2 protein-coding genes are annotated in these 849 nt (G+C 32.7%); one reads left to right on the forward strand and one right to left on the reverse strand.

The genetic code is table 11. From position 1 onward, the window contains the following. The first annotated feature begins 140 nt into the window (after positions 1 to 140). Complete coding sequence (locus tag V7150_RS19005; RefSeq protein ID WP_335521449.1) at positions 141 to 506, forward strand: hypothetical protein; 366 nt, start codon at positions 141 to 143, stop codon at positions 504 to 506. Positions 507 to 526: 20 nt separating this feature from the next. Here the strand turns inward: V7150_RS19005 and V7150_RS19010 are convergent. After that, positions 527 to 849 (reverse strand): competence protein ComK (locus tag V7150_RS19010; RefSeq protein WP_335521450.1); only part of this gene is annotated, 323 nt, incomplete at its 5' end.

Genomic DNA, 849 nt, shown 5'->3' on the forward strand with positions numbered 1-849 from the left:
GTTTACTTTCCTATCGGCCAAAGAAAGCTCACCAATTTGGCGAGCTTTTGCGTGGAATTGTTTTATTGCTTTTATCGTTTCTATTTTGTAAAATAAAAAAGAACATTTGTTCGATAAAATAGAAAGGTGTAGATGGGAAGATGACCAGGATTCCAGAGGATGATCGTGACATAATGGAGAAAGCTATTTATTTACCAATGGTTCTCACCGTCTTAAATCGGGATTTAATTGTTGTGGAAAATAGCCCATTTAAATTAAAAAAACCTTATTTGGATTTAATTGAAGCAACAATGAAGGAAATACAGCGGGAACTCTCTGAGGTTAAACAGTATATGAAGAAGAATAAACTTCAAGTCATTGAAACAAAACGGGACGATGCTTTTACGATGTACATGTTTATTTATAAAGGCTATGAAGAAAACCATAATTACTTTAATCCAAGGATTCGCAATAAGGTCCAAGAATTAATGGAGGTATACCTATTAAAAAAACACCTATCCCGCTAAAAGGTAGAAATACCTAACAATTATTTTGGATCTTCTAAATAAAATTCAATACTTTCTGATGCCGTTGATGACTTAGGTCCATGCAGTAAATAAAATAACTTTTTATTGTTAAATTCAACTCTTTGCATAAGCTTCGTTTGTAAATAAGAAGTTCTTAACATTTGTGTATTAAAAGTACTATAGGAAACAGGAAAAATACGAGATTGGTTATTTCGAAAAATAACCAATGTTTGCCTTGCGGAAACACGACGATATTCTTTAACATGAGCAGGGAAGATCCAAATACTCTTAGGATCGCCAGGTGACGCAGTACAGAAAGCATATATTTTATTAATTGGTTCTA

It is taken from the genome of Neobacillus drentensis (assembly GCF_036965245.1).
Lineage (GTDB): Bacteria > Bacillota > Bacilli > Bacillales > Cytobacillaceae > Neobacillus > Neobacillus drentensis_G.